Origin of the sequence: Cupriavidus sp. L7L (assembly GCF_004353535.1) — a bacterium.
Taxonomy (GTDB): domain Bacteria; phylum Pseudomonadota; class Gammaproteobacteria; order Burkholderiales; family Burkholderiaceae; genus Cupriavidus; species Cupriavidus oxalaticus_A.
Genome location: NZ_SMNY01000195.1, coordinates 1 through 1,721 on the forward strand (window position 1 = coordinate 1; position 1,721 = coordinate 1,721).

1 protein-coding gene is annotated in these 1,721 nt (G+C 61.1%); it reads left to right on the top strand.

The genetic code is table 11. The features are described 5' to 3' along the window. Window positions 1-376: 376 nt before the first annotated feature. Complete coding sequence (locus tag E1J61_RS37105) at window positions 377-1,303, top strand: site-specific integrase (RefSeq protein ID WP_133098688.1); 927 nt, start codon at window positions 377-379, stop codon at window positions 1,301-1,303. Window positions 1,304-1,721 lie beyond the last annotated feature (418 nt).

Consider the following 1,721-nt stretch of genomic DNA (forward strand, 5'->3'; position numbering starts at 1 on the left):
ACCCAATCCGGACGACTCCGGCAGGGTTGAAGGCGAGCAGCGTGGCCACGCCGGGTGGCAACCGAGCGGGACGACCTCGCAGGCCGGTATCACCGGGCAGTAGTCAGCCGAGCGCGGGAAGCAAAAGGTCTGGCACCGACCAAAATAGGCTTCAGGCCGCGGTGCTCGCGGGCCATCTCGAGGAAGCAGGGTCCGGACCCGGGCGGAAGCGGGATGGCAGCAATCGACAAGACCGAATGCAACCAGGTCAGAAATCAGCCCGCGGTAGCCAACGGACGGTCGAGGACAAGAAGGCGAATACGCCTAGAGAGAGCAGGGGCGGCGAGGCCAAGTCAGCCGCACCGGAACCAACCGCAACCAGAGAAGTGCGAGGCACATGAATCCGAACAGAGCACGCGAGCAATCCCGGACATCGTCAACGGTCGAGAGCTACCTCCGGCGAGCGAACGGCTTGATGAATCGCTTGGCGAAAGAGATGGCGCTGCCTGACGACGCATATCCGCCGCCTGACGCGGTCGTAGCCTTCATGAAGCGGAACGCGTCCCAATGGAAGTGGTCGACGTTCCGGCAGTACCAGGCCAGTCTGGTCTGCCGCTACGAAATCGAGGCCGAAAGGACTGGCAATGCACTATTCACCCAGACTGCGGAAGAGATCCGGACCCTTCCTTATGGTGACTGCGTGCTACCGAAAGCTGTCGGCCAGACTTCCTCCCGTAAGCGCAAGGGCATCCGGAAAGCCGACTACGACCTGCTTGTCGCCAACCTCTCGAACCCTACCCGGAACGGTCGCTACGCCAAGCGCGCAAGTCTGTGGCTGATGGCCGCGGTCGCGACCGGCTTGCGCCCACGCGAGTGGGAGTACGCTGAGCTGGACGAGACGACCGGCTTACTGCATGCGCGTAATGCCAAGGCCACAAATGGACGGGGAACCGGCCCGACGCGCTCTGTCCCTGTTGCGTCCGAAGATATAGGCGTCGTGCGCGCGCATATCGCCTCCGTCCGCGAAATGCTGGCAGAAGGAAGGTCCTTCACCGAAATCCATGAAAACTGCGCGGTCGCAGTCAATCGAGCTTGCAAAGCGCTCTGGGGGAACGACCCCACTAAGCGCTATGCGCTGTATTCTGCTCGTCACCAGTTCAGTGCGAACGCCAAGGCCGTGCACGATCACCAGGAAGTTGCCCGCCTGCTCGGGCATGCATCCACGCGGACGGCCAGAACGCACTACGCGCCCAAGCGTTCGGCCTGGCCGAAGTACCGCGACCAGAGTAAGCCGACACCGACCCCAAAGCCAGAAGGCGCATAACCGCTTGATAGCGGTCCGCAGGGGCTTCTGCTCCTACTGAGTGGGTTGTCTCCAACCCACTGTTTTGCAAGGAGAAATTTTTCTCCCCCGTTCGTACCTGCCGGCTTTGTGCAGCAAAAGACAATGCCGATAATTATTGCCCCATTCAGGCACTGCTCCTGAGTTTTACCCGCTAGGCCCAGAAGGGCAGCGCCCGTTTTGCGAAGATGGCCACCGGCCAAATTGGGCCCAGGCAGCGTCCCCGACTCGCGAGTGCGAGCCCAGGCCTGGCCCCTTGCGGTGAAGCCCACCTTTGCGGCAAGGCCACATCTGAGTGCCCCAACTTGATGCCATCCCCCGCAAGTGGGGTGTCCAGAAGTTGTCATATCGGCCGTTTAATAAGAAATAACATCAGATAAAAGCAACGCGAAGATCACAC

Excerpts from the sequence above, each read along its gene's own strand:
- E1J61_RS37105 (WP_133098688.1), top strand. The coding sequence starts at position 377 with ATGAATCCGAACAGAGCACGCGAGCAATCCCGGACATCGTCAACGGTC.